This window comes from Nocardiopsis deserti, from assembly GCF_008638355.1.
In the GTDB taxonomy this organism is placed as follows: Bacteria; Actinomycetota; Actinomycetes; order Streptosporangiales; family Streptosporangiaceae; genus Nocardiopsis; species Nocardiopsis alborubida.
The window spans coordinates 40,838-65,404 of record NZ_VWVS01000024.1; the positions used below are offsets into that span (position 1 = coordinate 40,838).

Annotated in this window: 25 protein-coding genes and 1 tRNA gene; 9 read left to right on the forward strand and 17 right to left on the reverse strand. The window is 67.7% G+C overall.

What is annotated here, in order from left to right; translation table 11 throughout:
- The first annotated feature begins 713 nt into the window (after positions 1-713).
- From FYW99_RS27665 to FYW99_RS27675, 3 genes are all read left to right on the forward strand, one after another.
- Positions 714-1,226, forward strand: a complete 513-nt coding sequence (locus tag FYW99_RS27665; protein ID WP_150255001.1) for an NUDIX hydrolase — start codon at positions 714-716, stop codon at positions 1,224-1,226.
- Between the two features lie 193 nt (positions 1,227-1,419).
- Positions 1,420-1,839, forward strand: a complete 420-nt coding sequence (locus FYW99_RS27670) for a hypothetical protein (RefSeq protein WP_150254948.1) — start codon at positions 1,420-1,422, stop codon at positions 1,837-1,839.
- 87 nt (positions 1,840-1,926) lie between these two features.
- Positions 1,927-2,730 carry a DUF2786 domain-containing protein gene (locus FYW99_RS27675; protein WP_061082860.1) on the forward strand — a complete coding sequence of 268 codons (804 nt, stop codon included), beginning with the start codon at positions 1,927-1,929 and terminating at the stop codon, positions 2,728-2,730.
- A 211-nt stretch (positions 2,731-2,941) separates the two neighbouring features.
- On the opposite strand, the gene dnaN is transcribed toward FYW99_RS27675, so the two are convergent.
- On the reverse strand, positions 2,942-4,084 hold the full coding sequence (gene dnaN / locus FYW99_RS27680; RefSeq protein WP_150255002.1) for a DNA polymerase III subunit beta: 1,143 nt from the start codon (positions 4,082-4,084) through the stop codon (positions 2,942-2,944).
- Positions 4,085-4,344: 260 nt separating this feature from the next.
- Complete coding sequence (locus FYW99_RS27685) at positions 4,345-4,803, reverse strand: hotdog fold domain-containing protein (protein WP_150255003.1); 459 nt, start codon at positions 4,801-4,803, stop codon at positions 4,345-4,347.
- Between the two features lie 144 nt (positions 4,804-4,947).
- On the opposite strand from FYW99_RS27685, the gene FYW99_RS27690 reads away from it, so the two are divergent.
- Positions 4,948-5,036 (forward strand) — tRNA-Ser (locus FYW99_RS27690).
- 123 nt (positions 5,037-5,159) lie between these two features.
- Here the strand turns inward: FYW99_RS27690 and FYW99_RS27695 are convergent.
- The 10 genes from FYW99_RS27695 to FYW99_RS27740 form a co-directional block, all read right to left on the reverse strand.
- A complete protein-coding gene (locus tag FYW99_RS27695; RefSeq protein ID WP_150254949.1) occupies positions 5,160-6,359 on the reverse strand; it encodes a tyrosine-type recombinase/integrase in 1,200 nt (399 codons plus the stop codon).
- A gap of 22 nt (positions 6,360-6,381) precedes the next feature.
- Complete coding sequence (locus FYW99_RS27700) at positions 6,382-6,591, reverse strand: helix-turn-helix transcriptional regulator (RefSeq protein ID WP_150254950.1); 210 nt, start codon at positions 6,589-6,591, stop codon at positions 6,382-6,384.
- Complete coding sequence (locus tag FYW99_RS27705) at positions 6,588-8,279, reverse strand: replication initiator (protein WP_150254951.1); 1,692 nt, start codon at positions 8,277-8,279, stop codon at positions 6,588-6,590. Before FYW99_RS27705 ends, FYW99_RS27700 begins: the two co-directional genes overlap by 4 nt.
- A gap of 229 nt (positions 8,280-8,508) precedes the next feature.
- Positions 8,509-9,939, reverse strand: coding sequence for an FtsK/SpoIIIE domain-containing protein (locus FYW99_RS27710; protein ID WP_150254952.1), 1,431 nt, complete (start codon positions 9,937-9,939; stop codon positions 8,509-8,511).
- Positions 9,936-10,190, reverse strand: coding sequence for a hypothetical protein (locus FYW99_RS27715; RefSeq protein WP_150254953.1), 255 nt, complete (start codon positions 10,188-10,190; stop codon positions 9,936-9,938). The genes FYW99_RS27710 and FYW99_RS27715 overlap by 4 nt, the downstream gene beginning before the upstream one ends.
- 103 nt (positions 10,191-10,293) lie before the next feature.
- Positions 10,294-10,701 (reverse strand): plasmid replication, integration and excision activator, encoded by a 408-nt coding sequence (locus tag FYW99_RS27720; RefSeq protein ID WP_150254954.1) that lies wholly within the window; start codon positions 10,699-10,701, stop codon positions 10,294-10,296.
- Between the two features lie 116 nt (positions 10,702-10,817).
- Positions 10,818-11,558: a GntR family transcriptional regulator gene (locus tag FYW99_RS27725; RefSeq protein WP_017568165.1), complete on the reverse strand. Its 741-nt coding sequence runs from the start codon at positions 11,556-11,558 to the stop codon at positions 10,818-10,820.
- A 227-nt stretch (positions 11,559-11,785) separates the two neighbouring features.
- The gene (locus FYW99_RS27730) at positions 11,786-12,217 is read right to left on the reverse strand and encodes a hypothetical protein (RefSeq protein ID WP_150254955.1); all 432 of its coding nucleotides are present in this window, start codon (positions 12,215-12,217) and stop codon (positions 11,786-11,788) included.
- The gene (locus FYW99_RS32610) at positions 12,214-12,537 is read right to left on the reverse strand and encodes a hypothetical protein (RefSeq protein ID WP_223839675.1); all 324 of its coding nucleotides are present in this window, start codon (positions 12,535-12,537) and stop codon (positions 12,214-12,216) included. The genes FYW99_RS27730 and FYW99_RS32610 overlap by 4 nt, the downstream gene beginning before the upstream one ends.
- 538 nt (positions 12,538-13,075) lie before the next feature.
- Entirely contained in the window at positions 13,076-13,855 is a 780-nt protein-coding gene (locus FYW99_RS27740) for a GntR family transcriptional regulator (RefSeq protein WP_150254956.1), read from the reverse strand.
- A 30-nt stretch (positions 13,856-13,885) separates the two neighbouring features.
- Here FYW99_RS27740 and FYW99_RS27745 point away from each other — a divergent pair, with 30 nt between their 5' ends.
- Positions 13,886-14,341: an NUDIX hydrolase gene (locus FYW99_RS27745; protein ID WP_223839677.1), complete on the forward strand. Its 456-nt coding sequence runs from the start codon at positions 13,886-13,888 to the stop codon at positions 14,339-14,341.
- Positions 14,342-14,384: 43 nt separating this feature from the next.
- Here the strand turns inward: FYW99_RS27745 and FYW99_RS27750 are convergent, their stop codons facing one another.
- Positions 14,385-16,625, reverse strand: coding sequence for an nSTAND3 domain-containing NTPase (locus FYW99_RS27750; RefSeq protein WP_150254958.1), 2,241 nt, complete (start codon positions 16,623-16,625; stop codon positions 14,385-14,387).
- Between the two features lie 400 nt (positions 16,626-17,025).
- Between FYW99_RS27750 and FYW99_RS27755 the strand changes: the two genes are divergently transcribed.
- Positions 17,026-17,520 (forward strand): hypothetical protein, encoded by a 495-nt coding sequence (locus FYW99_RS27755; RefSeq protein ID WP_150254959.1) that lies wholly within the window; start codon positions 17,026-17,028, stop codon positions 17,518-17,520.
- 1,275 nt (positions 17,521-18,795) lie between these two features.
- Here FYW99_RS27755 and FYW99_RS27760 read toward each other — a convergent pair.
- Complete coding sequence (locus tag FYW99_RS27760; protein WP_223839679.1) at positions 18,796-19,029, reverse strand: hypothetical protein; 234 nt, start codon at positions 19,027-19,029, stop codon at positions 18,796-18,798.
- Positions 19,030-19,527: 498 nt separating this feature from the next.
- Between FYW99_RS27760 and FYW99_RS27765 the strand changes: the two genes are divergently transcribed.
- From FYW99_RS27765 to FYW99_RS27775, 3 genes are all read left to right on the forward strand, one after another.
- Positions 19,528-19,773, forward strand: coding sequence for a GntR family transcriptional regulator (locus FYW99_RS27765; RefSeq protein ID WP_223839681.1), 246 nt, complete (start codon positions 19,528-19,530; stop codon positions 19,771-19,773).
- Positions 19,763-19,969 carry a hypothetical protein gene (locus FYW99_RS27770; RefSeq protein ID WP_150254961.1) on the forward strand — a complete coding sequence of 69 codons (207 nt, stop codon included), beginning with the start codon at positions 19,763-19,765 and terminating at the stop codon, positions 19,967-19,969. Before FYW99_RS27765 ends, FYW99_RS27770 begins: the two co-directional genes overlap by 11 nt.
- Before the next feature lie 71 nt (positions 19,970-20,040).
- On the forward strand, positions 20,041-20,415 hold the full coding sequence (locus FYW99_RS27775; protein ID WP_150254962.1) for a VOC family protein: 375 nt from the start codon (positions 20,041-20,043) through the stop codon (positions 20,413-20,415).
- A gap of 75 nt (positions 20,416-20,490) precedes the next feature.
- On the opposite strand, the gene FYW99_RS27780 is transcribed toward FYW99_RS27775, so the two are convergent.
- The 3 genes from FYW99_RS27780 to FYW99_RS27790 all read right to left on the reverse strand — a co-directional run bounded on the left by FYW99_RS27780 (position 20,491) and on the right by FYW99_RS27790 (position 24,124).
- Positions 20,491-21,417: a universal stress protein gene (locus FYW99_RS27780; protein ID WP_190394837.1), complete on the reverse strand. Its 927-nt coding sequence runs from the start codon at positions 21,415-21,417 to the stop codon at positions 20,491-20,493.
- A 178-nt stretch (positions 21,418-21,595) separates the two neighbouring features.
- The gene (locus FYW99_RS27785) at positions 21,596-22,504 is read right to left on the reverse strand and encodes a universal stress protein (RefSeq protein ID WP_150254963.1); all 909 of its coding nucleotides are present in this window, start codon (positions 22,502-22,504) and stop codon (positions 21,596-21,598) included.
- A 108-nt stretch (positions 22,505-22,612) separates the two neighbouring features.
- Positions 22,613-24,124: a MinD/ParA family ATP-binding protein gene (locus FYW99_RS27790; RefSeq protein ID WP_394350382.1), complete on the reverse strand. Its 1,512-nt coding sequence runs from the start codon at positions 24,122-24,124 to the stop codon at positions 22,613-22,615.
- Positions 24,125-24,567 lie beyond the last annotated feature (443 nt).

The window sequence follows — 24,567 nt, forward strand, 5'->3', positions numbered from 1 at the left end:
GCACTGTGTCGGACCCGCGAGCCGTCCTCTCGCGGGTCCGATCGCGTCGAACGTGTTCCACACTAGAGAGATCCTCTTCCACTCCGCTTTCAGTCTTCTTTCAGTGCTGAAATCGCTGTGGCGACGGCGGTTCGGGGGCCGGGCCATCATTGACCGCCGGGGGCCGCCATGGCCAGCGGTTGGCCGGTTGCGGACGGTCAGATCTCGTTCACATGGCGTGCGACGGCCGCCACGCACCGCGCGCTCCCCGACCGGGAGTTGTCCTGGACCAGGGAGAACACCCTCCACGGAGCCGGATTCCGCCTCCTCTCCAGCCTTCCGAGAAACGACCGGGATAAACCACGCGTTCCCTCCAGACGCCGAAATCCGGGAAATTCCCAGCCGCAGTAGGGCACGGTTGTGCCCGCCTCCCGGGAAGGCCGCACCCCGGACACGACGGGTGTTCCCTTGCGAAGATTTTCGTGCCCCTTGCGTTCTTTCTCCCGCCGGTGCGCCGTGCACTCCCCCGGACCGGTGCACCCACGGAGGACCGGACGCGTCTGGACGTCCGCAGCCTCCCGAGCGCGTACGCCCTCGGCCGGGAATTCCCTGTGGCACCGGGCACGTACACCGGAGGAGGGCTGCGCGAGCCCGCTGTCGGGCCATAGGTTGCTAGGGAGCATGCCGATCGGACGGCACCGGCGGTCCCGGAGGGCGCGAAGTTGGAGGACGTGATGCTGGAGGGCGACGGAAACGGCTGGGTGAGCCTGCCGGACGGAACCCGTAGGTGGGGGATCTACGGCGCGGCCGGACTGCTGCTGTACGCCACCGACGCCGCCGGAGCGGGCCACGTGCTGCTCCAGCACCGGGCGGGCTGGACCCACATGGGGGGCACCTGGGGCATCCCCGGGGGCGCCCGCAACCGGGACGAGACGCCCCTGGAGGCCGCCGTGCGCGAGTTCGAGGAGGAGGTCGAGGGGGACCTGGACGGGTACACCCTGCTGGGCGTCCACGAGCAGGACCTGACCGTGTGGCGCTACGACACGTTCATGGCGAGCCTGCCGAGGCTGACGCCGTTCCGGCCGGGCAACTCCGAGAGCAAGGAGGTGCGCTGGGTGCCGGTGGACTCCGCCGACGCGCTCCCGCTGCTGCCGCCGTTCCGCGCCGCGTGGCCGCACCTGTGCGCGAACCTGGTCTCGGCCTTCTCGGAGAACGGCCGCGGTCCGGGCACTTCTCCGGCCGGTTGAGCGTTGAACCCTGCGCAGGGGCCTTTCGCGCACCCGTCCCCCGGACCGGACCCGGGCCGGGAGGGTGCCGGAGGGCGGTCTCGGGGGAATGTCAGGGGCGGATCCCTGATGCGCTCCGGGCTCCGGCCCCGCATGCTGGAGGGGACGGCCCGGCGAAGAGCGGTCGTCACGTTATTCGACTGGAGCAGTGGACATGACGCTGGAGCGCGGTAACGCATTCACTCCCGTCGCCTCGGCGACGATGATCTGGCCCTGGACCACCTCGGTGCTGGGGGGTGCCGCCGGTGGTGCCCTCTTCTTCCTCCTCAACCTGGGCTCGGGCCTGGGTGCCATCGCCTCCGGCCTGACCGCGGCGGTGGTCTTCTTCTCACTGATCGGCGGCGTGGGCGGTGTGATGAGCTCCAAGGCCGACCGCCGTGGCAAGCGCTACGCCGCCACCTACCCCTTCCGGTACGCGGCCGTGCCCGCCGGAATCGGCGGTGCGGGGTACGCCCTCGTCAGCATCTTCACCGGCTCGATCATCGGTGGACTGTTCGGCGGACTGTTCGTCGCGGCGGCGATCTGGGTCACCGTTGGCCTCATCGCGATGGTGGTCGGCAACAAGAACGCCTAGGCTCGGTATCTTCCGCCGATGGTGGAAAACAGATACTCACCTAGGGGAGACAACCGGGCGCCGATGACTGAATCTGCTCGTCAGAAGATGGTCGAGCGGGTCCGCGGGCTCCTCCGCATGGCGGAGGACCCCGCGGTTACTGATGCCGAGAGCCAGGCGTTCACCGCCAAGGCCGCCGAGCTGATGACCCGCCACGCGATCGCGGAGGCCGAGGCCCGCGCCGAGAGGGGCGAGGCGCCGGACGCGATCAGCCGCATGGACTACGCCGTCTCGGGGGTGGGAGGCCACGGCAAGGCACGGGTGCGCGCGCTGGCCGACATCTCCGCGGCCTACGGCTGCCAGTCCGCGGTACGGGGCAACAACTCCGAGAACACCGAGCGCGTCATGATCCTCGTGGGCACGGTGAGCGCGCTGGACGCGCTGCGGATGCTGCTGCCGTCGATCTCCATGCAGATGGAGGCGTCGGCGAAGTTCATGAGCTCGTCGCACGTGGCCGACATCCGGGAGCTGCGCAACTACACACGCTCGGAGCTGGAGACCGAGCGCAAGCGCTACTACCGGTCGTTCGTGCGCGCCTACGGGCAGGCGGTGGCCGAGCGCATCCGTGAGTTCCGCGCGCGGTTGCAGGAGATGGCCTCGCCGGGCGGCTCAGGCGGGCCGGGGGAGAGCGTGGACGCCGCCCGCGGCGCGGAGCTGGTGCTGCTGAACGACGTGCACCGGGTGAGCGAGGAGTTCCAGAAGCAGTTCCCGCAGCTGCGCAAGCACCGGCCCGAGCGCACGCACAGCGCGGCGGGGTACCGGGCGGGCTACCGGCGGGGGCGCCAGGCCGAACTGGGGCTGGACACGCCGGTGGGAAGCGGCGGTTCGTCCGTGCTGAACGAGAGCGAGTAGGCCTCTCGCCGCGAAGTTGTCCACAGGCTGTGCACAGAACCGCCCCGATTGTTGTTCTCGCATGTCAGAGGGGAAATGCGAGAGTTCAACCGGGGCGGTTCGGGTGTTCCTGGGGGCGATTACCCGGGGTTATCCACAGGAAGAACGGCGTCCTGTGGATAACTCTGTGGATAAGTGGCGGCCCGGTTGAGAAAGGGTCCATAACCTCTTATCAGGACACCCGCAAAGGCTGAACCAGGTAGCGGAAGGAGGGGTTCTCCCCCTCCTTGACCGGCACGTCGGTGAACACGGCGGGTTTGGTCGGCTCGGTGAAGTTGAGGTAGGCGGTGTCGGTCTCCACACCCGCCAGTCCGTCCATGAGGTAGTCGGGACGGAAGGCCAGCCGCAGGGGCTCGCCCTCGTAGCCGACCTCGATCGCCTCCACGGCCTGGGCGTCCTCGCCCGACCCCGCCTCCAGCACGACCTCGCCCTCGGAGAAGGCCAGCCGCAGCGGGGTGTTGCGGTCGGCGACCAGCGCCACGCGCTTGACCGCCTCCGCCAGCGGCGTCACGGCCACCTCGGCGCGCGCGGAGAACTCCTTGGGGAACCAGGCGGCGTACTTGACGAACTCGCTGTCGATCAGCCGGGTGGTGGTGCGGCGCTCGCCGTTCTCGAAGCCGATCATGCCCTCGCCCGGGGAGAGGCTGACGCCCTCGCCGCCGCTGGCCGTGGACAGGGCGATGTCCACGTTGGACCTGGTGAGCAGACCGCGCACGGTGTCGCTCAGCGTGCGCGCGGGCACCAGGGCGGCCGCGTCCAGGCCCTGGTCCTCGGGGCTCCACCACAGTTCGCGCACGGCGATGCGGTAGCGGTCGGTGGCGACCAGGCTCAGGGTGTCGCCGCTGAAGTCGAGGTAGGCGCCGGTGAGCATGGGCAGGGTGTCGTCGCGGCTGGCCGCCGGGGCCACCTGGCGCACGGCCGCCGCGAAGGCGTCCGCGGCGACGGAGCCGATGCGTCCGGGCATGCCGGGCAGGGTGGGGTAGTCCTCCAGCGGCATGGTGATGAGGGTGAAGCGCGCGGCTCCGCCGACGATGCGCAGCTTGGGGCCGTCGCTGTCGATGTGCACCGAGCCGGACGGCAGGTTGCGCACGATCTCGGCCAGGAGGCGGCCGGGGACGAGGGCGGCACCGGACTCCTCGGAGAGGACGTCCACCGAGGCGCGGGTGGAGACCTCGTAGTCGAACCCCGACAGGTGCAGGGAGGCGCCGTCCGGGGAGAGCTCCATGCGGATACCCGAGAGCACCGGGACGGCGGGCCGTGTGGGGAGTGCCCGGGCCGTCCAGGCGACCGCCTCGGCGAACGCGTCGCGGTCCACTCGAAGTTTCACGGTGAGGCCTCCTCGTAGGGCTGTCGTTGCCGACAACGTACCCCGTGGCGACGACAATCCGCCTCCCTCCGGGCGGAACCGTGGACGGGGCCCGACCAGGGAGAAGACGCGGCGGGACGCTGACCGGGCACGGTCCGCGGAGGCCCGGGGTTGGGGGTGGAGCGGGGCTGACACCGGCGCGGGTTCCGGCCGGGCGCTGAGTGCGAACGGGCCCGGCCGGGAACGTGACGGCTGTGGCTCCAGTGGTGCTATTTGCGGTTGGGACGCAGGGTCCAGATGATGCTCATGCGACCGGTGACGGTGCCGTCCTCGGTGCGCAACTCGACGTTGATGGGGAATTCGGGGCGCCTGCCCTCGTCCAGCTCGGCGATGATCTCCTCGCGCGGGCGGCCCAGGACGGCCTCGGCGGTCAGGTCGCCCGTCGCGATCTTCAGGAAGTCGATGGTGGAGGTGGTCGGCAGGGGCACGGCGCGGTCCAGCTGGTCACCGAAGGTGCCGATGATGATGGCGCCGGAGGCGGACTCGGCCAGGGTGAACATGGCGCCCGCGTGGGGGCCGCCGACGTGGTTGTGGTGGTCGGCGTTGTCGGGAAGACGCATGACGGCGCGCCCGTGGTCCAGCTCGGTGAAGGTCAGGCCGAGGGTCCGGACGAAGGGGACCGCGGCCAGGAAACCGGCCTTGACCGTCTCCGCCGCCTCGGGGTTCATGTGTGCCATGGCGCTCATGTTACTTCCGAGTAACCTATGGGCGCCACCCCACGGGCGCCGGTGAACGGGAACGTGTTCCCGGGCGGGCCGCGCGGGCGGAGGGGTGTGGGCTACCATGACGTGGCGGGGAGTCGCTCCCCGCGGGGAGGGTTCGCATAGCGGCCGAGTGCAGTGCTCTTGAAAAGCACCAAGTCCTTGACGGGACTTCGTGGGTTCAAATCCCACACCCTCCGCAGAATCAGGGAGTCTCCCCAGGTGGGAGGCTTCCACGGAACACGGCGAAGGCCGGTGGTCCGGGCCCGTAGCACATTCATCGCACACGGCCCGGGGAGCCACCGGCCTTCGCCGTTCACCGGTCAGGCGGCGAGGACCCGCCGACGGGCGGCGTCCATCGCGTCGGCCACCTCGTCCAGGCGGTCCGGGAACAGGTGCCCGTAGCGGTCCAGGGTCATCGTCGCCGTCTTGTGGCCGAGCATGGCCTGCACGACCTTGACGTCCGCACCGGCCGCGATCGCCAGGGACGCGGCGGTGTGCCGGAGCTTGTGGGGGGTCAGCCCCATGCCGTCGAGCCCGGCCGCCCTCACCGCCAGGGCGAACTCGCGGTTGCGCCAGTTCCGGATGCGCAGCGGGGCGCCCCGCCTGGTGGTGAAGACCAGCGCGTCATCCGGCCGCCCCTCCACGAAGGACCGCAGTTCGGGGACGAGGGACCGGGGAACGGGCACGGTCCGGAACCTGCCGTTCTTCGGAGGCTGTTCGACGAGCCTGCCGTCCACCTCGGCGAAGGTCACGACGACCCGCACCCGCCGCCGGTCCAGGTCCACCCGCCCCACGCGCAGCGCGGCGGCCTCGCTCCACCGCATGCCGGTGTAGGCCAGGAGCAGGACGAGCGCCCGGCTCACCCTGGCCGAGGCGAGTTCCTGCCCGTACTTGGTGCGCAGCGTCAGGGAGGCGTCGGCCAGCGCCTCCACCTGGGCGTGGTCGAGGTAGACGTGTTCGGCCTCGCTGGGCTTGGGCAGCGGTACGCCCTTGGCCGGGTTGAAGGGGATGCGCCGGGGGACGCACCAGCCCAGGACCATGGACAGCACGACGTGCGCGTGCCGGGTCTGGGAGGCCCCCAGGTTGCTACCGCCCTCGTCCCGGGGCTTCTGGAGATGTGCCACCCACACGGCCACGTCCTCGGCGTGGACTGCCGAGAGGCGCAGGTCTCCCCAGCGCGGCAGCACGTGGTTGTCCAGGACGGCCCGGTACTGCCACCACGTGGACCGTTTGACGTCCGTGCGGGTGATGAGCCACTTCTCGGCCATCTCCGCCACGGTGACCTTGGCGTCGTGGGGGTTGCGGTAGGAGCCCTCGTGAAGGCTGTTCTCGATCTCGGTCCGCTTCTTCTCCGCGTCCGGCTTCTTCTGGAAGACGCCGCCGCTCTTGATCTTCCCGGAGGGGTCGTAGTAGCGGACCCACCACCGGCCGGGCGGAGTGCGCTTGGACGCCTTGGCCTTGCTCACCGCCTCCGTGTACGCCCTGTCCTTGGTGCGGTCGTAGACCCACGCGCGAGCCATGGGGGTGTCTCCTTTCCGTGGGTTACTGGGCCAGGACCCAGGCGTGGACCTCGGCGGGCACGTAGCGCACGTACCGGCCGACGCGGTGGGAGGGCGGACCGTCACCCCTGTAGCGCCACTCGTAGAGCGTCTTGGGCGGCACGCGCAGGAAGGAGGCCGTGTCCTTCACCGACCACAGGCCGTGGTCCCGACACTGTTCCGGAACGGCCGGGATCGCCGTCGTCGCACTCATGCCGTCCTGCTTCCGTGGATTGCCGAAAGATCGTTCCGCCGTGCCGCGTCGAGCTGGGCGCGGCGTTTGAGCGCTTCGCCCACCGCGCGGAGGAGGCGTTGCTCCCGTGGGGCCACGTCGGGGTCGGTGGGTCTGGCCAACTCCCACTCGTAGGAGCCCGAGGAGACCGAAGTCAGCACCGGGGGACGCGGGTTGTCCTCGTCGCCCTGGTCCTCGTTGGCGGGGTCGATGCCGAGGGCGTTAAGGACCCAGGCGAGCCGGTCCGCCTTGTGGTCGGCGAGGGTCTTTCCGGACCACTTGCGCGAGACCAGGACGCGGCGGCCCGCGTAGCCCAGGTGTTCGCGGCGATGGGCCTTGGACCGGCAGAACCCGGGGCGCAGCCCTGCTTTGGGCTGGTCGGGTTGGATGCCGTAGCGCAGCCAGTTGGAGCAGCGGGGCGAGCACGGCTCAAAGCGCAGGGCGTCGAGGAGCCGGTCCACGTGCTGTTCCTGCCGGGTGGTCTCCACCTGGTGGCAGTCGGCGATGTCCTTGGTCAGGTACTTCGCCAGGTAGCGCACACACCGGGCGGCGTCCTCCGAGCCCGCCACGACCCCTTTGGCGTCCACCTGTTTCCCGAAGCGGACCACGTGGAAGGGTTCGGCGTCCGGGTCGGCGTCCAACTCGTCCAGGGCCTCATCCCAGGTGGGCAGGATCTCGCCCGTGGTCGGGTCGAAGTAGGTCCCGGCGCCGGTGTCCCAGACGGGGAGGTGGTCGCCGTCGAAGCGGACTGTGTCGGCGTTGGGCCACCACACCTGGTGGTAGGTGGCGGCGGCGATCTGCCGCAGCTCGGCCCGGGGGATGGTTCCGCGTGTGGCCATGTGCAGGTGCGGGGCGAGGCGGCGTTGGGGTTCGACGGCGGCGAAGTACTGGACATCGAACCCGGCGACGCGGCGGAGGTTCTGCACGAACCGGTCCACGAGCTTGGAGAAGTGCAGGGTGTCCCGGGCGGCCCGCCGGTAGTCGTAGGCGGAGGGATCGACGGGGGTGCCGTCCGAGCGCACCCGCCCGTAGGAATCCAGGGTGAGCGTGATGAACAGCGAGGGGCGGAACACCTTGCCCGAGGCCGGATCGGTGAAGGCCCGCCCGATCGTCTTCCTCGTCATGGGTCGCTTGGGAAGGTCGGGCACGTCCTGACGCCGCTTGGTGGAACGCACCCGACGCGACCCCGAGGAGCCTGAGGAGTCTGCGGAGCGGGTGACCGATCCGCGTAGGCCGGAGGCGGTGATCTCCTCGTCCAGGTCCGCGATCGCCGCATCCAGAGCCGAGAGCTGTTCCGGGTCAGCGGCCCCCGTGGCGGCGAGGCGGTCCCGTTCGGCGGTGACCATCGCCCGCTGTTCCACCCACGAGCGCTGTTCCTCGGACGGCGGATCGGGTTCCACGACGGGTTCGGCGGTCAGGTGCCAGCCCTCTTCGCACTGGGTCCGCCTCAGTGACCTCTTGCGCTTCGCGCAGGCGGGGCACCGGGATTCCAGCGTGGACCCGCACGGCACGTCGATCACCTCGGTGGCACCAGTGGCGAGGTTCGTGCGTCGAAGGGACACCGGGCGAATGCACACGCCGTGGTCGGTGGCGACCTGTTCGGCCACCTCACGCGCGAGCGGTTGCGCGAGGCGTTCAGCCCGGGTTGTCTTACCGGTAGGCGTCGGCATCAGAGCCACCCCCACAACCACAGAGCGAGAGCCCCCACCGCATGCAGCCCGAGCGACCACCACTGTGGCCCCTGACAGCGCTGACCATCGCATTTTTGATGAATGTGGTCTTCGTGGTGACGCCACCAGTCTTTGGCGGCAAACCATACGGAATGACTATCGCGTCGGCCCTCATCTTGGCGTTCGCGGTCATGTTGTACCGGAAGCTGTGGGCCCACCACCGCGCGCATCAAGAGCACCCTCCGTCCGGGGAAGATCCAGACCGGTAGGCGTCCGCCATGGCGGTGATGTCCCCGTCGGAGACGTAGGCGGCCCGCACCCGCACCGGGGCCGGTGAGCCTTCCAAACGGACATAGGCCACCCCCGGCAAAGCGGGGTCGATCAGGTGTGCCTCAGCGCCCCGTTCACGCGCTCCCTCGCCAAGGACCATGTCCACCTGCGATGCCTCATCCAGGCGCAGGGCGACCTTGTCGGGGAAAAGGTTGCGCAGGTTCATGACCTCCTTGCGCGGGTCCTGCAACGCCGCCAGGACCGCGAAGCCGACCGAACGCCCCTGCGAGGTCAACGTGGCTATGGCGTTCTCCGCGCGACGACGCACGTCCCGGTCAGGGTGGTAGGCGGTCAGGAAGGCGACCTCGTCGAGCAGCACGACGACGAAGGGGTCATCGGTGGTCGGGATGTGGGAGCGTTGTTTGCCCGCGTAGCGTTCGGCCCGCTCCTGCATCGAGGCCACCGCCTTTTCGAGCAGGGCCACCGCGGATTCGCCCGTGTCCGCGTAGCGAGTGAACAGATCACGCCCGTAGGCCAACTCCATGCGCTTGGGGTCGATCGCCCACACCTGCGCCGTTCCGTCCGCCAGGGCGGGGAGCATGGCGCGGATGGTGGACCAGATCACCGATCCCTTGCCGGCCCCGGTCACCCCGACCACGAGCACGTGGGTTCCGTGCAGGCGCAGCAGCCACGGGGAACCGTCCTCACGTCGTCCCACGGGAAGGGCGTCGAGGTCTACGTGGTGGGTCATCGGGAAGGCGTCGAGGGGTTCGGCCAACGTGTCGTGGCGGGGGAACTCCAACGTGATGTCCCGAGGCCCGTTGACCACGACGCGGCATGAGGGGGCGGCGAAGCCGTGCGCCAGCTCGGTAACGCGGTGTTCGAAGTCGGCCGGGGAGGTTCCAGCGACCAGGGAGACGCGGACATAGTCGGCCCAGGAGTTGCACCGCACACGGCGGATGCGGGGCAGGTAGCGGCGTTCCTGATAGGACTCGGCCAGCCCCGAGATCACCAACACCGGCTGCCAGTGCCGCTTGTACACGAACAAATGCCGCCACCACGCCAGCAGACGCAGGATGACGCAGGTGCGGTAGGAGTCCGGCCAGGTCCGCCACCACACCAGCGACACCACCGCAGCCACGCCCCACAGGCAGGCGAGGCCGGGCCAGTCCAGCCACCACCAGGCCCCCGCCGACGAGGCCAGGCAGGCGACCATGACGGGGAACCGGAACGGCAGGGTGATCAGGAAGCGGACCAGTCGCCAGATCCAGGAGGCCAGGACGACGATTCCGGGGGTTTCCACGATCGGTGTCGTCCAGCGCACCCCCTGGGCGGGGGTGGGAAGGGTCGGGGAGGACTGGGCGGAACCGATCTTGGGTTGGCGCATCATCGCTGGCCACCGCCGTTCTCGTTCTCGATCTGGGCCAGGAGCCGGTCACGGTCGGAGCGGGCGCGGGCGGCTAAGGTCGCGGCGGCGGGGTTCTCCTCCCGATCGGCCAGGGTGGCGAACACCCGGGCCTTGAAGTCGAAGAACTCCGCACGCTCGGTGTCGGTAGCAGGCGGGGGGTTGGTCGCGTCCAGCAGCAGACGGACCAGTTCCGGGCCGCTGTGCCCGGACAGGTCACGGGAGTAATCGGACATACTGAAGACACCTCTTCTGAAAGTTGGGAAGCTTCCGGGAGGGTTGTAGGGGCGGCTAGGTGTTGGCGCACCAGGCCGCCCCGCTTTCACGTCTGGGGCAGGGTCAGGCGGCATCCTTCGCAGCCGGGGCACGGCGACCACCAGCACCGCCGGGAGCCTTCACGCCACGGGCGCGCAGCGAGTACGCCACCCGGGGACGACGGCCGGAGTCGTCCACGTAGGGCATGACCGCCATCGCCTCGAACTCGATCGGCCGGAACGGCAGCCCCGGGACCTCATCGGGCAGGGTGGGGCAGACCTCGGCGGCGACCTTGACCTTGACCGACTTGGCCTTGCCCCGTGCCTCGGGATCGGCGTCGATCACGTCCACCGCCCACAGCGGAAGCCCGCTGTCCTTGTCGAGCTGGGGCCGCTTGGTCTCGAAGTCGGTGATCGCCTCCACCCCCAACGCGAACGCACCGTGGGGGAACACCGTCCCGAACGCGACGGGCAACGCACCCTGAATAGCCATCTGATCGACCTTCCTTGTGATGTTCACTCAACTACTTGACCGGTCGAGTGGAGCCTAAGAATAACCGGCCACACTCGTCCGGACAAGTGGATATGTGGCCGGTCTTGGAGCCGTGTCTACACGGCCGGGTAGGAGTCCTCCAGTTCGTGCAGGTCACCGGGGAGCACCACCTCAGCGACGGCGATCACGTCCCCGGAGGCGTCGAGTATCCGCGCGGTGATGCCCAGGACCGGAGTGCCCTCGTCCAGCCCCAGGGGTTCGCGTTCAACGCTGGTGGCCAGGCGTGCGCAGAGCCGCTCGACGACCTTGGAGGGCCGGAGCTGCTTGACCATCTGCACGTGTTCGCGTGCGCCGATGCTGATCGGCTGCGTCTCGCCCAGGTCGGTGCCCTCGGCCACGTCCAGGGGGAACCACAGGGTGACCAGCTCACTGGGTTCGCCCTCGTCCAGGACCAGGCGTTGACGCATGATCGCCGGGGAGCCCTCGGGTACACCGATCGCCTCGGCCACGGCGGCGGAGGCCGGGGCGCGTCCGGCGGTCAGGATGCGGTTGCGCTTGGCCTCCTCGGAGGCGTCGAAGGCGCTGGCCCCCGCGTGGGAGCGTTCGGAGCCCTGTTGCGGGACGCCGCGCACGAAGGACCCGCGTCCGTGTTCGCGGTCGATCCACCCCTGCATGCTCAGGATCTGCAAGGCCCGCACCACCGTGGAGCGCCCAGCCCCGAACTCGCGCACCATCCGCGACTCGGAGGGAAGCATCTCCCCCACCGGATAGGTACCGTCCTCGATGCGCTCTTGGATCGCCCGCACGATCTGTACGTACTTGGGCGGAGCGAACTCCAGACTCGACATGATGTCCACCTGGTGACTCTAGTACTCGTATGGTCGAGTAGCTTACTGTTCTCGGTCGTCTCTGTCAGCAGGTGGGGGCACATATGAACCCCCACCACTGGTCAGAGGACGCGGCGGGAAGCACACCCCGAGGCGTGCACGTCGCCGTGAAGCAGGGACCCGCGTGCCCTGGGCCCCGTGGTCTCGAAGAGACATCAGGGCACGCGGGGGTCACAGAAGCGCCGGAGGAAGGACCCTCAGAAGGGTTGCCAGTCCTGGGCGCGCCGCACGGTGTACACGGTCAGGTTGTCCACCGTCGCCCCGCACACCGCCCGGCGTTCGGACTCCACCAGTGCCGCCGCAACCAGCGCCACGTCATGGCGTGCGGCCGACTCGGAGGCCGAGAGCACCGGGGGCACGACCCGGCGGACATGGTTGCACGCCGCCCCGCCCGCGTCGTGGCAGAGCCCGACGACGTAGGTCAGCCGCAGGCGCCGCAGCGCGAGGGACGCGGGCAGCACGCACCGGTACCGCTGCACCAGCGGGGTTCCGTCCGGGCCGGTGGAGAGGGCTTCGTAGGTGATGGAGTCCCAGTCCTCGGAGGAGATCCGCACCCGCACGCCCTGTTCCCGCGCCCAGGCGGTCAGGGTCTCCCGGTCGGCGATCGGAGTGGAGGGTTCGGTGGTCATCGCCGCACCGCCCCGACCGCTATGGCCGTGCGCACCAGGTCACGCAACTCGGCCATGTCGTCGAGGGCGGGAGTCGAACGCGCGATCTGCACCAGCAGGTCGATCCCCCGCCGGTCCCGTTCGGCCCGCTGTGCGCGACGCCGGTGCTCCAGGTGGGTGTAGGGGCCGCGTTGGAGGGAGTAGGCGCGGGGGTCGCCCGTGTCCATCACGATGGGGTCCGGTGCGGGCCACAGCTCCGCCCGCGCGGGTGCGGGCAGGTAGTAGGCCCGGGGGCCGGTGCGGTGGTGCCTGCCGTGCCGTTTCGGTCGAATCAGAGTCACCCAAGCCCGAATCAGGGCGATAAGGTCGCTCACGTCAGCCTGCTTTCCTCAGGTTGGCCGCGCCCCCGGATGCCTAGCCCGCGTCGCGGGGGTCAGTTGTCTGCAGGCGGTTGCTCCGGTGACCGGTAGCCATCCGGCAGGAGCGTTCTCCGCCCTGGTGTGTCAGGAGTCCGTACCGGTCCCCCGGCACGCGGTGCACGCCACGACGCGTGTCGCCGGTTCCCGTGTGGTCGAGGAGCGCAGCACTACCAAGCGCCGAAAGCGGACGGTTTTGCGTCCGCGTCCACGACAGGACCTGCACCGCTTCGGTTCAGAGACGGCGGCATCCACCAAGCACGCTCCAGGGGGACATGTGGCGCGCCGCTTCGCCAGGTGGCCAGCGCACCGTTCACACCAACGGACTACAGAACATCCCCTATACATGAGCCCTTCACATGCACTCATGTATATGGGTTGTGAGATTAGGTTGCCTCACTCATGTACATGAGTCAACCCTGTAAGCACAGAAGCTTGCCCAAGGAGGCAGGGACTGGATGCCTCAGTCCGTGGCGGGGATGCGGTAGTCGAGCACGAACTGGTCAGCGGCCATGATCGTGTCGCACACCTCCACCACACGGCCGACCGTCGTCACGGCGTTGCGCGTCAGGTGGATGATCGCGGAGCCGGGGCTCAAGCTCAGTGCGCTCGCCTCCTGTTTGGTGGCCAGGCGCGCCCGCACGGTCTCGGTGTACTCGGCGAACTCGTGCCCGTGTTCCTCCAGGCGGGCGTAGATGCCACCACCGCCGGGGTTCTCCTCGAAGAGTTCGGGGATGTCCCGCGCCACGTCCCACGGCAGATAGGACGTCGCTTCCTCGGTGGGGGTGCCGTCGCTGAAGTAGAGACGACGGCGGGCAAGCACCTTGTCGCCCTCGTCCACGCCCAGGCGCTCAGCGATCTCGGCGGGAGCGGGAACGGGTCCGATGGAGAGGACCTGAACGGTGGGCTTGACTCCGGCCTGTTCGGTCTCGGCGATGTAGGCCGCCTTGCCCGCACGGCGGTGTGAGCGCCGGAAGCGGTCGGAGGACTTGCAGGTGACCGGGGGCCGGGACTTCACGAAGGAGCCCTTGCCCTGGTAGGTCTCCACCAGGCCGGTCGTGCGGAGCTGGGCCACGGCCTTGCGGACCGTGCCCGAGGAGACGCCGTAGCGCTCCATCAGCGCGGTCTCACTCGGGATCTCCTCAGCGGGAGCCAGCCGCCCGGCTCTAATCTGCTCTTCGATGTCGTCCGCGATCTGGAGGTACCGGGGCTTCGCGGACCGCGCCCCTACAGTGCTCGCCATAGTCCTTCTGTTCCTCCTATGCTCCTGCACATGAGTAACAGCACCGGAGACAAGCCGTCAACGCCGCTGCACTCCGTGTCCGTAGCGGGAGCCGTCATCCGCGAGGACGGGCGGATGCTGGTGATCAAGCGCAGGGACAACGGCAACTGGGAGCCGCCAGGCGGCGTGCTGGAGTTGGACGAGACCCCGCAGGAGGGTGTTGTCCGCGAGGTCCTGGAGGAGACCGGTATCCACGTCGAGGTGGAGCAGCTCACGGGCGTCTACAAGAACATGGCCCGCGGAATCGTCGCCTTGGTCTTCCGCTGCAAACCGTCAGGAGGCGAAGCACGCGCCACGTCCGAAGCGACCGCCGTCGAATGGCTCACGCCCGATGAGATCCATGCGCACATGGGTGAGGTATACGCAGTCCGCCTGCTGGACGCCCTAGAATCGAACAGCCCGTACGTTCGCACCCACGACGGGAAAAATATTTTTCCTATGCAGTGAATATTTTACATGAACAGCATCGTCCACGCGGAAAATCAGCGAATTAGTCATCTTCGTAGTTTCTCAAAGAATCGAAGATTGCTTCTATCCTACCAGAGTCTTCGCTACTCACCGAAAAATCCAACCGCGGAGATGCTCGGTCATCTTCTTCATCGGGACCCGCGTAGAGCATTGACTTAGCCATAGACAAATCTTCTGCAGAAAAGTTGCGGCTAGAATCGTTTTCTATGAGATCAATCATCTCATCTAGCTCTGAAACATACTCACCCTGCAGCGCCGCATCAACACCTTCCTCAGCCATTTCCATTAGTCTTTCCTGGACATGGCTAACATCAGCCATAGAAGCCAAATCTCCAAGCTCTTCAAGCCACAAATCCGCATGTCTGGCTAGAGACCAGTCAGAGATATCATCCATAATCCATTCGGAAACCTTTTCAGCCAGACTAGATGCGCAAGAATTAATGGAATCCCACTCGATCGAGTAGACCTTTTTCACAAGATCCACAAGCCCTTCTCCATCGGTAGCATTACCAACAAAGTCACTGGACTCAACAATTGGACGAGCAAACTCTGCCATATCCTCAGAGTCAACCATCTCTGCGACTGACAGGTAATAGTACAAAGAAAATACTATCGTGTCTGGATCCCCGTCATTTATAATTTCAGAAAGGATTCGCTGAGAGTTATCGATCAGCAGATTTCTCCGAAAAGTCCCAAGGATATCACCTTTTTCGAGGAGAGCGTGGGCCACCTGTATGATGTTTCTAAACGCGGAAAAATCCTTCGCGGAACGACAGAGACCTCCAAAAACATCATCCTCTTCTTTGACCTTGTCTGAAATAAAGTCACGGATCGATGGGTTCGTATAACCAATGGTGCCAACACCCCTTCGCCCAGACAAGGAAACCATAGTGCCCTCCATGATCTTGAGCGACCTCCTGAAGTTTCGATCCCTAAATTTATATCCCATCTCATTCAGGTAGGCTGCATGATTGCTTTTAACTTTATCAATATCATCGAAGGCACCAGCTAGGAATAATGATTCCAAAAGAAGTACGTCCTCCGAGTCAAGTTGATTATCGACTATATGGCTCCACAAATTTCTCGGATTTTTCAAGTTTTCAACTACGAACGAAGCCACTTGCTTAGGCTGCATCTCGGGACTGATCTCAGACGATCCGAGGGTAAAGGCAACCATGCGAGGGTTAAAGTCTTCTCGATTTATTATTTCCCCGTATACCGACTTCTCCGCAAAAACTCTTTTCTGATCTGCAGTGATAGGAGAAAAATACACATGATTGTAGAGCATCTCCGCACGAATCAATTTGCTATAGTCTCCAAGGTTGACTACGCATTTGAATATATCAATGTCGTGTCGACTCAGCCTCTCATACTTCTCTACGGCATCGCGCAGAATATATTCCCTAGTTGTGAATACGAGTTTCTTGTTCTTAGCTCTCTGTACCCTCGATATGACCGATAGAATGCGGTTATCTTCATTTTTCCCCAGCTTCTCCTGCAGGGTGGTTTGCCCAAGAAAATCGTCATAGTAGAAAAATTGAGAAGAATTTTCTTCCCAAACTTTGTTTACTTCATCGACATCTCTTGATATTTCGAACAACTCGTATCCCTTATTGCGATAATGCAGTGCAATAATTTGAGCCAAAGTCGTCTTACCGATACCTGGGGAACCAGAAATTATACAGCTGTGGTTCTCTTCTATAATTTTCATAGACCGAGATAGGCTCGGGTTGGAAACGTACGTCAGCGCAGTCGGATCCAAGCTCTCTATTAGATCATGAGAACGTATATGGACTTCCTGGGCGATCACTCCTCTCAACACCGATGCACTGCTTAGCCACAGCCTCACATGTCTGCCAACTAATTCCTGATGGCGATTCAAATATGTCACAATATCGTCGACACCAAATATGTCACCCTCACCCTTTAAGTAGGGGTTTAGGCTATCAAATATTTTTTTCTTAGAGTCGGGCGTCAAAGAAGCTGAAGTCATCAGTATATAGCGGTCAGGGCTCAGCTTCTTAATTTTCTCTTTTTCTGGCCCTCCCATTCCTTTTACCAATTTCGACCTAGGTGTATTATGCCAGTGCTTGCACTGGACTATAATTTTGCCACCATTTCCCGACAATCGACGAAGATCAACTCCCCCGTCAGCACCCCTGGAAAAGATTTCAAATCTCTCGCCAAGGATGTTCTCTATTATGTCCTTGCACAGGACCTCAAAATCAAAGTCTGTCAATCTACCAAGATCAAAAGAATCCACCGTTTAAAATCTCTCTCGCTCTAGCTGAAAATTTTGCCGAATTGAGCTGCATGGGATCAAGGCGACGGCGCAAGCGCCGTCGCAGCGGCCTCCGGCCGCCGCTCGGGCTGCGGGCTGCCGCCCGGTCCCTCGCGCGGCCAACGGCCGTACTACTTAGCATCATGACGCGGCCCACAGACGAACGGTTGCCGTTCAAACAAAATCGGTTGATGACGTGCTCAGATCCCGAGGCACCCGGTAGCGGAATGCGACTGTCATGGGTGGCGGACACCAGCGCTACCGGGCACCTCGGCCCAAAACCGTGGTGCCGCAACGCTGTGGCCAAGGAGGAAGCTTCCGTGCTCTGACAGCACGACCCTCTACGCTCGGTGTCCCCTCCCCCAGAGACGGAACAGGACGCATGAGCCGCCTTCTCAGCCACAACAGCACGCTCGTCTACCCCGACTACGGCATCTTCCAGATCATCGATGGCGAGGACCTCGACTACACGGCCCCTGTGCCCGGGCGCGAGGATTTCAGCGCTGGTGAGCGCTCCGTCTTCCTCCACAGCTTCCAAACCAACGTCCGCGTCCGCCTAGACCTGGAGTCCTGGGAGGCCGAACCGGCCTGGTCCAATGACGGCTGGGAGGGCTCGCGCACCGCCGTCATCGAATGCACCACTGGAGTGGTCGGTGTCAGCGAGATGACCGCAGGCGCACAGTTCGGTCTGCTCACGTTGCCGACACCAGGCCGGTACCGGGTCCGGGCCGCCTACCGCAACCGCCACGAGGTCAGCAAGGCCTACCACGCGCTCTTCGACCGCTTCGACGATATCCACGGTCCGGGCTTCACCATGGCCAAGAAAGCACTCGAAGGCCGCGAGCAGTATCTCGCCCAGTTCTGGCCGGAACCGTAGGCCACCACGTGACCAAGGCGTGCCCAGCCGGAACATGGTTACTGCTTTTTGGCGCACCGGCGCGGTGTTGTCTCCCCGCTGAGGCGGTCCGGAGCGCGCGGTTCCATCGCACATTCATCGCACACGGCTCCGGGAAGGGGCCGGAAGCGCTGGGAAGCCCTCGGAACATCCGTGCAGGTCACAAGGCGTTTCGTCGGTTTGTCGACAGGTCGCCAGGGCCCCTCGGCACAACGGGACTTCGTGGGTTCAAATCCCACACCCTCCGCAGTGACCGGGGCCGGTGGGCTCGGGCCGGGACACGGCCTGGATCCACCGGCCCTCGACGTTTCCGGGTCAGGACGGGCCCCAGGTCCACGTACCAGAGGGCGAAAACGGGCAGCGGGCACGGGACGCGTCCCCGCGCTGAATCGGCGGTTCCGGTTTGGCACGGGTCGGGACAGGTAGGTCTTCAGGGGAGCGACCGGACACACCCCCTTGTCGGCTCGCGGTCTGTTCGGCGGACCCACGGACCGGTACAGCTGGGTTGCCTGACCCGGTTTCACCGCCCGCTCGTCCCAGCACCCGGACCGCACCGGCAGTGACCACGAAAGGCTCCGTGAGAACCATCGCTGACGACCCCCCGGCAGGATGCGGCCAGCGCACCTGCTCAGTCCCTTCTCGGGCTCGTTGGTTCTGCTGTACCGGCGACGACGTCACCGCTCCGCCCGCCCGTACGAGGAGTCGTAGTCATGCCTCGTGAGTTCGAGCGTCGGGGTCCAGCCGGGTGGATGAGACCCTTCCTCGTCTGGTGCAACCTGGTGACTGGCGGAGTGTGGGCGTTCCAGGCCGTGGGCCGTTTCGCATTGGACGGGCCCACCTGGGCGGCGTGGGCCAATGCGGTGGCCGCGCTGTGCTTCGGAGGGACAGGCCTCGGTTACTTCCTCAGGTTCCGCAGACAGGACCGCGAGGACGCCCTTGCCGCACGACGACGTGGGGATGACGGTACCCCGAGCGACGACGACGCGGGAACGCAGCGGGACCAGGAGTAGACCACGCGCAGCGGCGAGGGCTCAGCTCGCTCGGCCACCCCGTCCTCGGAATGACGTCCGCCACCGTGGTCACGCACCCACCTACCAGCCGATTCGTCGTTTTGTCGACAGGTGGTCAAGGCCCCCGGTGCAGCGGGGTTTCGTGGGTTCGTATCCCATAACCCGCGGAACCGAGGGCCCTCGCCCCTTCTGTCAGCCTGTCGAGAAGTCCTCGTCGGCCACAGACGCTCTTCTCCAAGCCCGGTCGCTACCCGTCTCGAAGGCCGCCTGCCGTGCGCCACGGCTCGGGCAGCGGCCCGCCCGCGCGCAGGTGTGCGTCCAGCAGCGACAGCAGCCGATCGGCCTCGCGCAGCGCCGCGTAGGCCTCACCGACGTGGCGCGGTCGCGTCCGCAGCGCCTCGGACAGGGTGTCGTACAGGTCCGTGGCGGTGTCCGGTTCGGACACGGGCCCGAGGACGTCCGGCGGAACCGGCGTACTCATGAGGCCGCCCCCATTCCCATAAGGAGGTCTCCCACCGGTTGGTGCCGCGCCTCGTGGGCCAGGTAGTAGCCGCGTACGAGGGCCTCTGACGGGCCAGCCGGGGGCAGAGACCCGCGCCGGTCGTCGTCGGGAGCCGGGTGCGGAGCGGGGACCGGAGGAAGGGGAGTCGGTGCGCTCGCGACCGTGCCGGGATCGGCGGCGTAGCGACGCACCCGGGAGGCGCGGCGCCTGCGGGCCTCGGCCCGCACCTCCCGGGCGAGGACGCGCGGCGCTGCATGGAGTCCCCGCGCCGGACGGAGACAACGAAGGAAGACGGCCACCAAGGCCGTTACGATGTGCACTTGTCTGCCTGCTTTCACCAGGTGGACTGGGCCCGGGGGTGTTCGCCGCACCACCGGGCCGCCTCATGTTCAATTCCCGATGATAGACCAGTTCAGCTATAGCACGCTAGGCATGCCAGCATTGCTAGGTGTTCTGAGGATGCCTAGCGTCCCTGACATGGAGTGGCGTGAGGGTCTGCCCCGGTGGGTGCAGATAGCGGACGAACTGGAGAGACGCATCCGAGAGGGCGAGTACCCGCCCGGGAGCCGCGTCCCGTCGGTGCTCAAGCTCATGGACGAGTTCCAGGTGGCCTCCGCGACGGCGCAGAAGGCGCTCTCCGGGCTGCGCGACCGAGGGCTGACGCGTACCGAACCGGGGATCGGGTCCACCGTCCGGGAGTTCCCACGACGACATGCCAACTGATGAGCGACCGCGCCCCTGGTTCCTGATCCTCAGTGCCGCCCTCGTCGCGTGCAGCGCCGCGTGGATCGCGCTGGGTCCTGACCTGGGCGGCTGGCTGGCCTTCCTCGCCTGGGACGTCCTCGTCACCTGGCTGGTCTGTCTGGGGTTCGCCGTCCACGAGCGCACCAGACCGGGGAAGCCCCGCAGCGGGCGGTGACCCGGGCCCCGCTCCGGTGACGTGTCGACATGTCGGCGCATCGTCGAGACTCCGGTGGGCAGGTGCAAACCATGATCGGACGACTGCACACCATCGCCCTGGACTGCCCCGACCCCGGCGCGCTCGCGGACTTCTACGCCGAACTGCTCGGACTCCCCGTCACCAAGCGCGAGGAGCACTGGGTGGTGGTCGGGGAGGACTGGCCGCGGCTCGCCTTCCAGCACGCGCCCGACCACAAGCCCCCGGCGTGGCCGGACCCCGAACAGCCCCAGCAGGCGCACCTCGACGTCTGGGTGGAGGACATCGAGGCGGCCGAGGAGCGCGTGCTGGCGCTCGGGGCACGCAGGCTCGCGGTCGCCGAGGACGACCCCCGCGACCTGTTCCGGGTCTACGCCGACCCCGCCGGGCACCCCTTCTGCCTGGAGTACGCCGCCGGGAACGCCTGAACCCGCGAAGGCGCCTGAACCCGCGGGGACTCCCGTCCGGGGACACCCGGGCGGGCGTCCCCGGCTACTCCCCGGCTACTCCTCCTCGGCGTGGTGCGGAAGGATCACCACCGGGATCTCGGAGTGGTGGAGCACGCCCTGGCTGACCGAGCCCAGGAGCAGCCCGCGCACGCTCCCCCGGCCCCGGGAGCCCACCACGATCGCGTCGGCTCCCTCGGCGGCCCCGATCAGCGCGTTGACCGGGCTGTCCTGGGTGCGTACCACGCTGACGTCGAAGTCGAGATCCTCTCGCCGCCTGCCGGTGACGTCGATCAGCATCTCGCCCACCAGCTCCTCGGACTTGCGGTCGAACAGCTTCTCCTGGGGCTCGTAACCCATGGAGGTCATCGCGATCGGGTCGTAGGGGTAGGGCACCTCCCAGCTGTTGACCACGACGAGTTCGCCGCCGCTCTCCCGCACCAGGTCCACGGCCAGGCGCAGCGCCCGGCGGGCGTTCCTGGAACCGTCCACGCCGACCACCACCCGGCCGAGCGAGGTCGTCGCGGGACTGCCCCCGTGCGAGGGCACCACCACGACCGGGCACGCCGCCTGGGCCGCCACGCGGATGCTCACCGAGCCCACGAACACCGAGGCGAACGTACCCAGACCCCGCGTGCCGAGCACGAGCAGGTCGTGCGTCCGGCTGTGGCTCAGCAGCGCCAGCGGCGGCTCCTCCAGGGCCGTCTCGGTCTCCACCGTCACCGACGGCCGGACACGGCGCACGTGCTCCGCGGCCTTGGTCAGCACCTCGTCGGCCTGTTCCGAGATCTCCGCGGTGGGATCGAAGCGGGCGGGCACGGAGCCGGCCGACACGATCAGCGGCATTCCCAGCGCGTGGACGGCCCGGAGCGTCACGCCCCTGCGGTCCGCCTCGGCGGCCGCCCACTCCAGCGCCGCCCGCGAGTGGTCGGAGCCGTCGACGCCGACCACGACCCTGGGCGGGTGCTCCTCGTTGCTTGGCATGGTTTCCCCCTTGGTAACGCTGTCCATCATCGCCGGGGAGGGCGGCCGTTCCCGGGAGCGGCACGGACCCCCGTAGGGCCACCCGCTCCCCTCAGATCGCCCCTGGAGCACCGTTCTCCCCGCTGAGCCGCTCTTCTCCCTCCAGCCGCTCCTCCGGTCGTCGGCCCCTCCCCGGCGGTCACTCGTCCCCCGACCGCGGCGGCAGGACGGCCACGGGCACCGGGGCGTGTTGCAGCACCCCCTGGCTGACCGAGCCCATCACCAGCCCGCGCACGCCCCCGCGTCCGCGCGAGCCCACCACCAGCAGGTCCGCGTCCCGCCCCGCCTCCAGAAGGGCGTCCACGGGGTTGGCCTGCGTCCGGACCGCACTGATCTCCAGGTGCTCGGTCCGGTCGTCGACCACCTCCGCGAGCAGGCCAGCGACCACCTCCTCGGACTGGCGGTCGAACATCTCCTCGTGCAGGGCCCGGGCGTCGGCGGCCAGCGACTCGGCGTCGGCGGGCAGCGGCACCTCCCAGCTGTTGACCACCACGACCTCCGAGCCGCTCACCAGTGCCTCTTGGAGGGCGAAGCCCAGCGCGCGGCGGGAGGACTCGGACCCGTCCACACCCACCACGACGCGGCCGCGCCGCGGCGGCGGCTTCTCCTGGTTGGGGACGACCACCACGGGACAGGGAGCGTGGGAGGAGGCGCGCACGCTGATCGAGCCGAGCATGATCGCCCGGACCCCGCCCAGTCCCCTCGAACCCACCACGACGACGTCCTCGGGCAGGGCGTCGTTGAGCAGGACCGCGGGTGCGTCCTCCGGCGCCAGGACGGTCGCCACGTCCAGTCCGGGCCGGGCGCGGTGCGCGTACGCGGCGCCCGCGGTGAGCAGGTCGTGCCCGGCCTCCCGCTGGTCCTCGACGGCCACCCGTCCGGCCGTCCCGTAGGCGCCGATCACCACCGGCATCCCGAGGCCGTGCACGATCCGCAGCTGCGTGCCGCGTCTGGCGGCCTCCTCGGTCGCCCAGACCAGGGCGGCGTGGGAGGCGGGTGTGCCGTCCACCCCGACCACGACCGCGGGCGGTCGTTCCTGTGCGTTCATCCCCAACCCCTTCCCCCTCGTGCTTCCCCTGTCCGAAAGCGGGCCCCGGAAAACAGGGAGGAGTCGAAGGAGGGGCCGTCCGCGCGCCGAGCCCCGCCCGCGGCCGCCTCACCTCTGCCAGGCGAACGCCTCCCCGACCGACGCGGCCAACTGGAGGTAGGCGTCCCGCGTGGCGGGGGCGAGCCGTTCCAGGTCCACCTCAGCGCCCTCCTCCAGGTGCCCGTCCCAGGGCACCCGCACCACGTCGCGGCACCGCCCGGCGAAGTGCTCCTCCAGCCGGTTCAGGTCCACGCTGCTCTTGCTGTCGGAGCGCACCATCGACAGCACCACCACGGCGCTGCGGACGAGGGCGCCGTGGCCGTGCGCCTCCAGCCAGTCCAGGGTGGCGCTGGCGCTGCGGGCACCGTCCACGGACGCCGAGCTGACCAGGACCACCTGGTCGGCCAGTCCCAGCACCCCGCGCATGGCCGAGTGCAGCAGGCCGGTGCCGCAGTCGGTGATGCAGATGGAGTAGAAGTGCTCGACGATCCGGGAGACCTCCCGGTAGTCGGCGTCGCTGAAGGCCTCGGAGACCGCCGGGTCGCGGTCGGAGGCCAGGATCTCCAGCCTGCTGGGCGCCTGCGAGGTGAACCCGCGGATGTCGGCGTAGCGCGACACGAGATGGCGCTCGTTGAGCAGGTCGCGGATGGTCGCGGCGGTCTCCAGCCGCACCTTGTCGGACAACGTGCCGCGGTCGGGGTTGGCGTCCACCGCGAGCACCCGGTCGCCGCGCAGGGAGGCCAGCGTCGAGCCGAGGGCGACCGTGGTGGTCGTCTTGCCGACCCCGCCCTTGAGGCTGAGCACGGCCACCCGGTGGTGCCCGGTCGCCACGGGCGTGCTCGCGCGGGCCACCAGTTCTCGCTGGCGCAGCACCTTGGCCGACTCCCCCGGGTTGACCAGGCCCAGGGTGGCGGCGTGCACGGCCCTGCGCCACCCGCCGCTGGGGCCCTGGCGCCGGTTGCGCACGAGGGTGGCCGCGTTGAGCGCGTCGGAGGTCTGCCGCTCCTGTTCGGGACGGCGCTGGGCCGGTGAACCCGGGGGAGCGGGCGGGGCGGGCGGCGGCGCGAGGTCGGCCCGGGGGCCGGTGAGCGCGGACGGCGGCTCGGGAGCTCGGGGCGGTGCCGGACGAACGGGTTCGCCCGGTGCAGGCGCGGACCGGAAGGGGCCGGGGTCCTCGTCCAGCCACGCGCCCAGACCCGTGTCCGGGGCGGACCGGGGAGCGGGGTCCGGGGCGGACCCGTTCCCCTGTCCACGGACGGGGCTCGAAACGGACCCCTGACCAGGTCCTGGACCGGTTCCCTGAACGGAGCGCGGGTCGGGCTCCTGGACAGGTCCTGGCCCCTGAACGGGGCGCGGACCCGATCCCGTCTCCGGTCCCGCCGGAACCGGCCCCGTGGTCCGCGGTCCGCCCCGGGTGTCGTCGCGCTCCGTCTCCAGGGGAGGCAGCTGCTCGGGTTCGGGCACGTCGGAGTCGCGGCTCGGCCTGCGGGGCGCCAGCGGGTCCTCTCCGCCCGGCCGGGTGGGACGTTGGAGGCGCTGCCGCTGCGGGCGCTGCGGGCGTCTGCGTGCGGCTCCCGGCAGCAGGCGGAGCGTGCCGTCCTCCTCGCCGTCGTCGGCGTCGGCGGCGTCTTCGGCAGCGGCGGCGGAGACCCCCGAGCCCGCGAGGAACTCCGAGGGCCCGGAGGCGCCGGAGGGCCGTGGGGACAGCAGCGGCTTGGCCCCCGTGGAAGACCCAGGAATGCCGGAGTCCTCAGACACCTCGGGAGAGTCAAAAATCCCAGGAGACCCAGAAATCCCAGAAGAAGCTAAGGGAATCTCGGCTTCAGGCTCCTCCAGAACCCCCTCCGACCCGGGGACACCAGAAACCCCCGGAGACCCAAAAGCACCGGAGGCCGTCCGCTCCGGTTCCCCGCCGAACTCCTCCGACCCACCCGCATCCTCCGCCGGAGGCGGCGTCTGGTGCCCCGCTCCCCGCGGCGGCGTGTCCTCGGGCAGCCGGGCGTAGGGCGGCGGAGGCGGCGCCT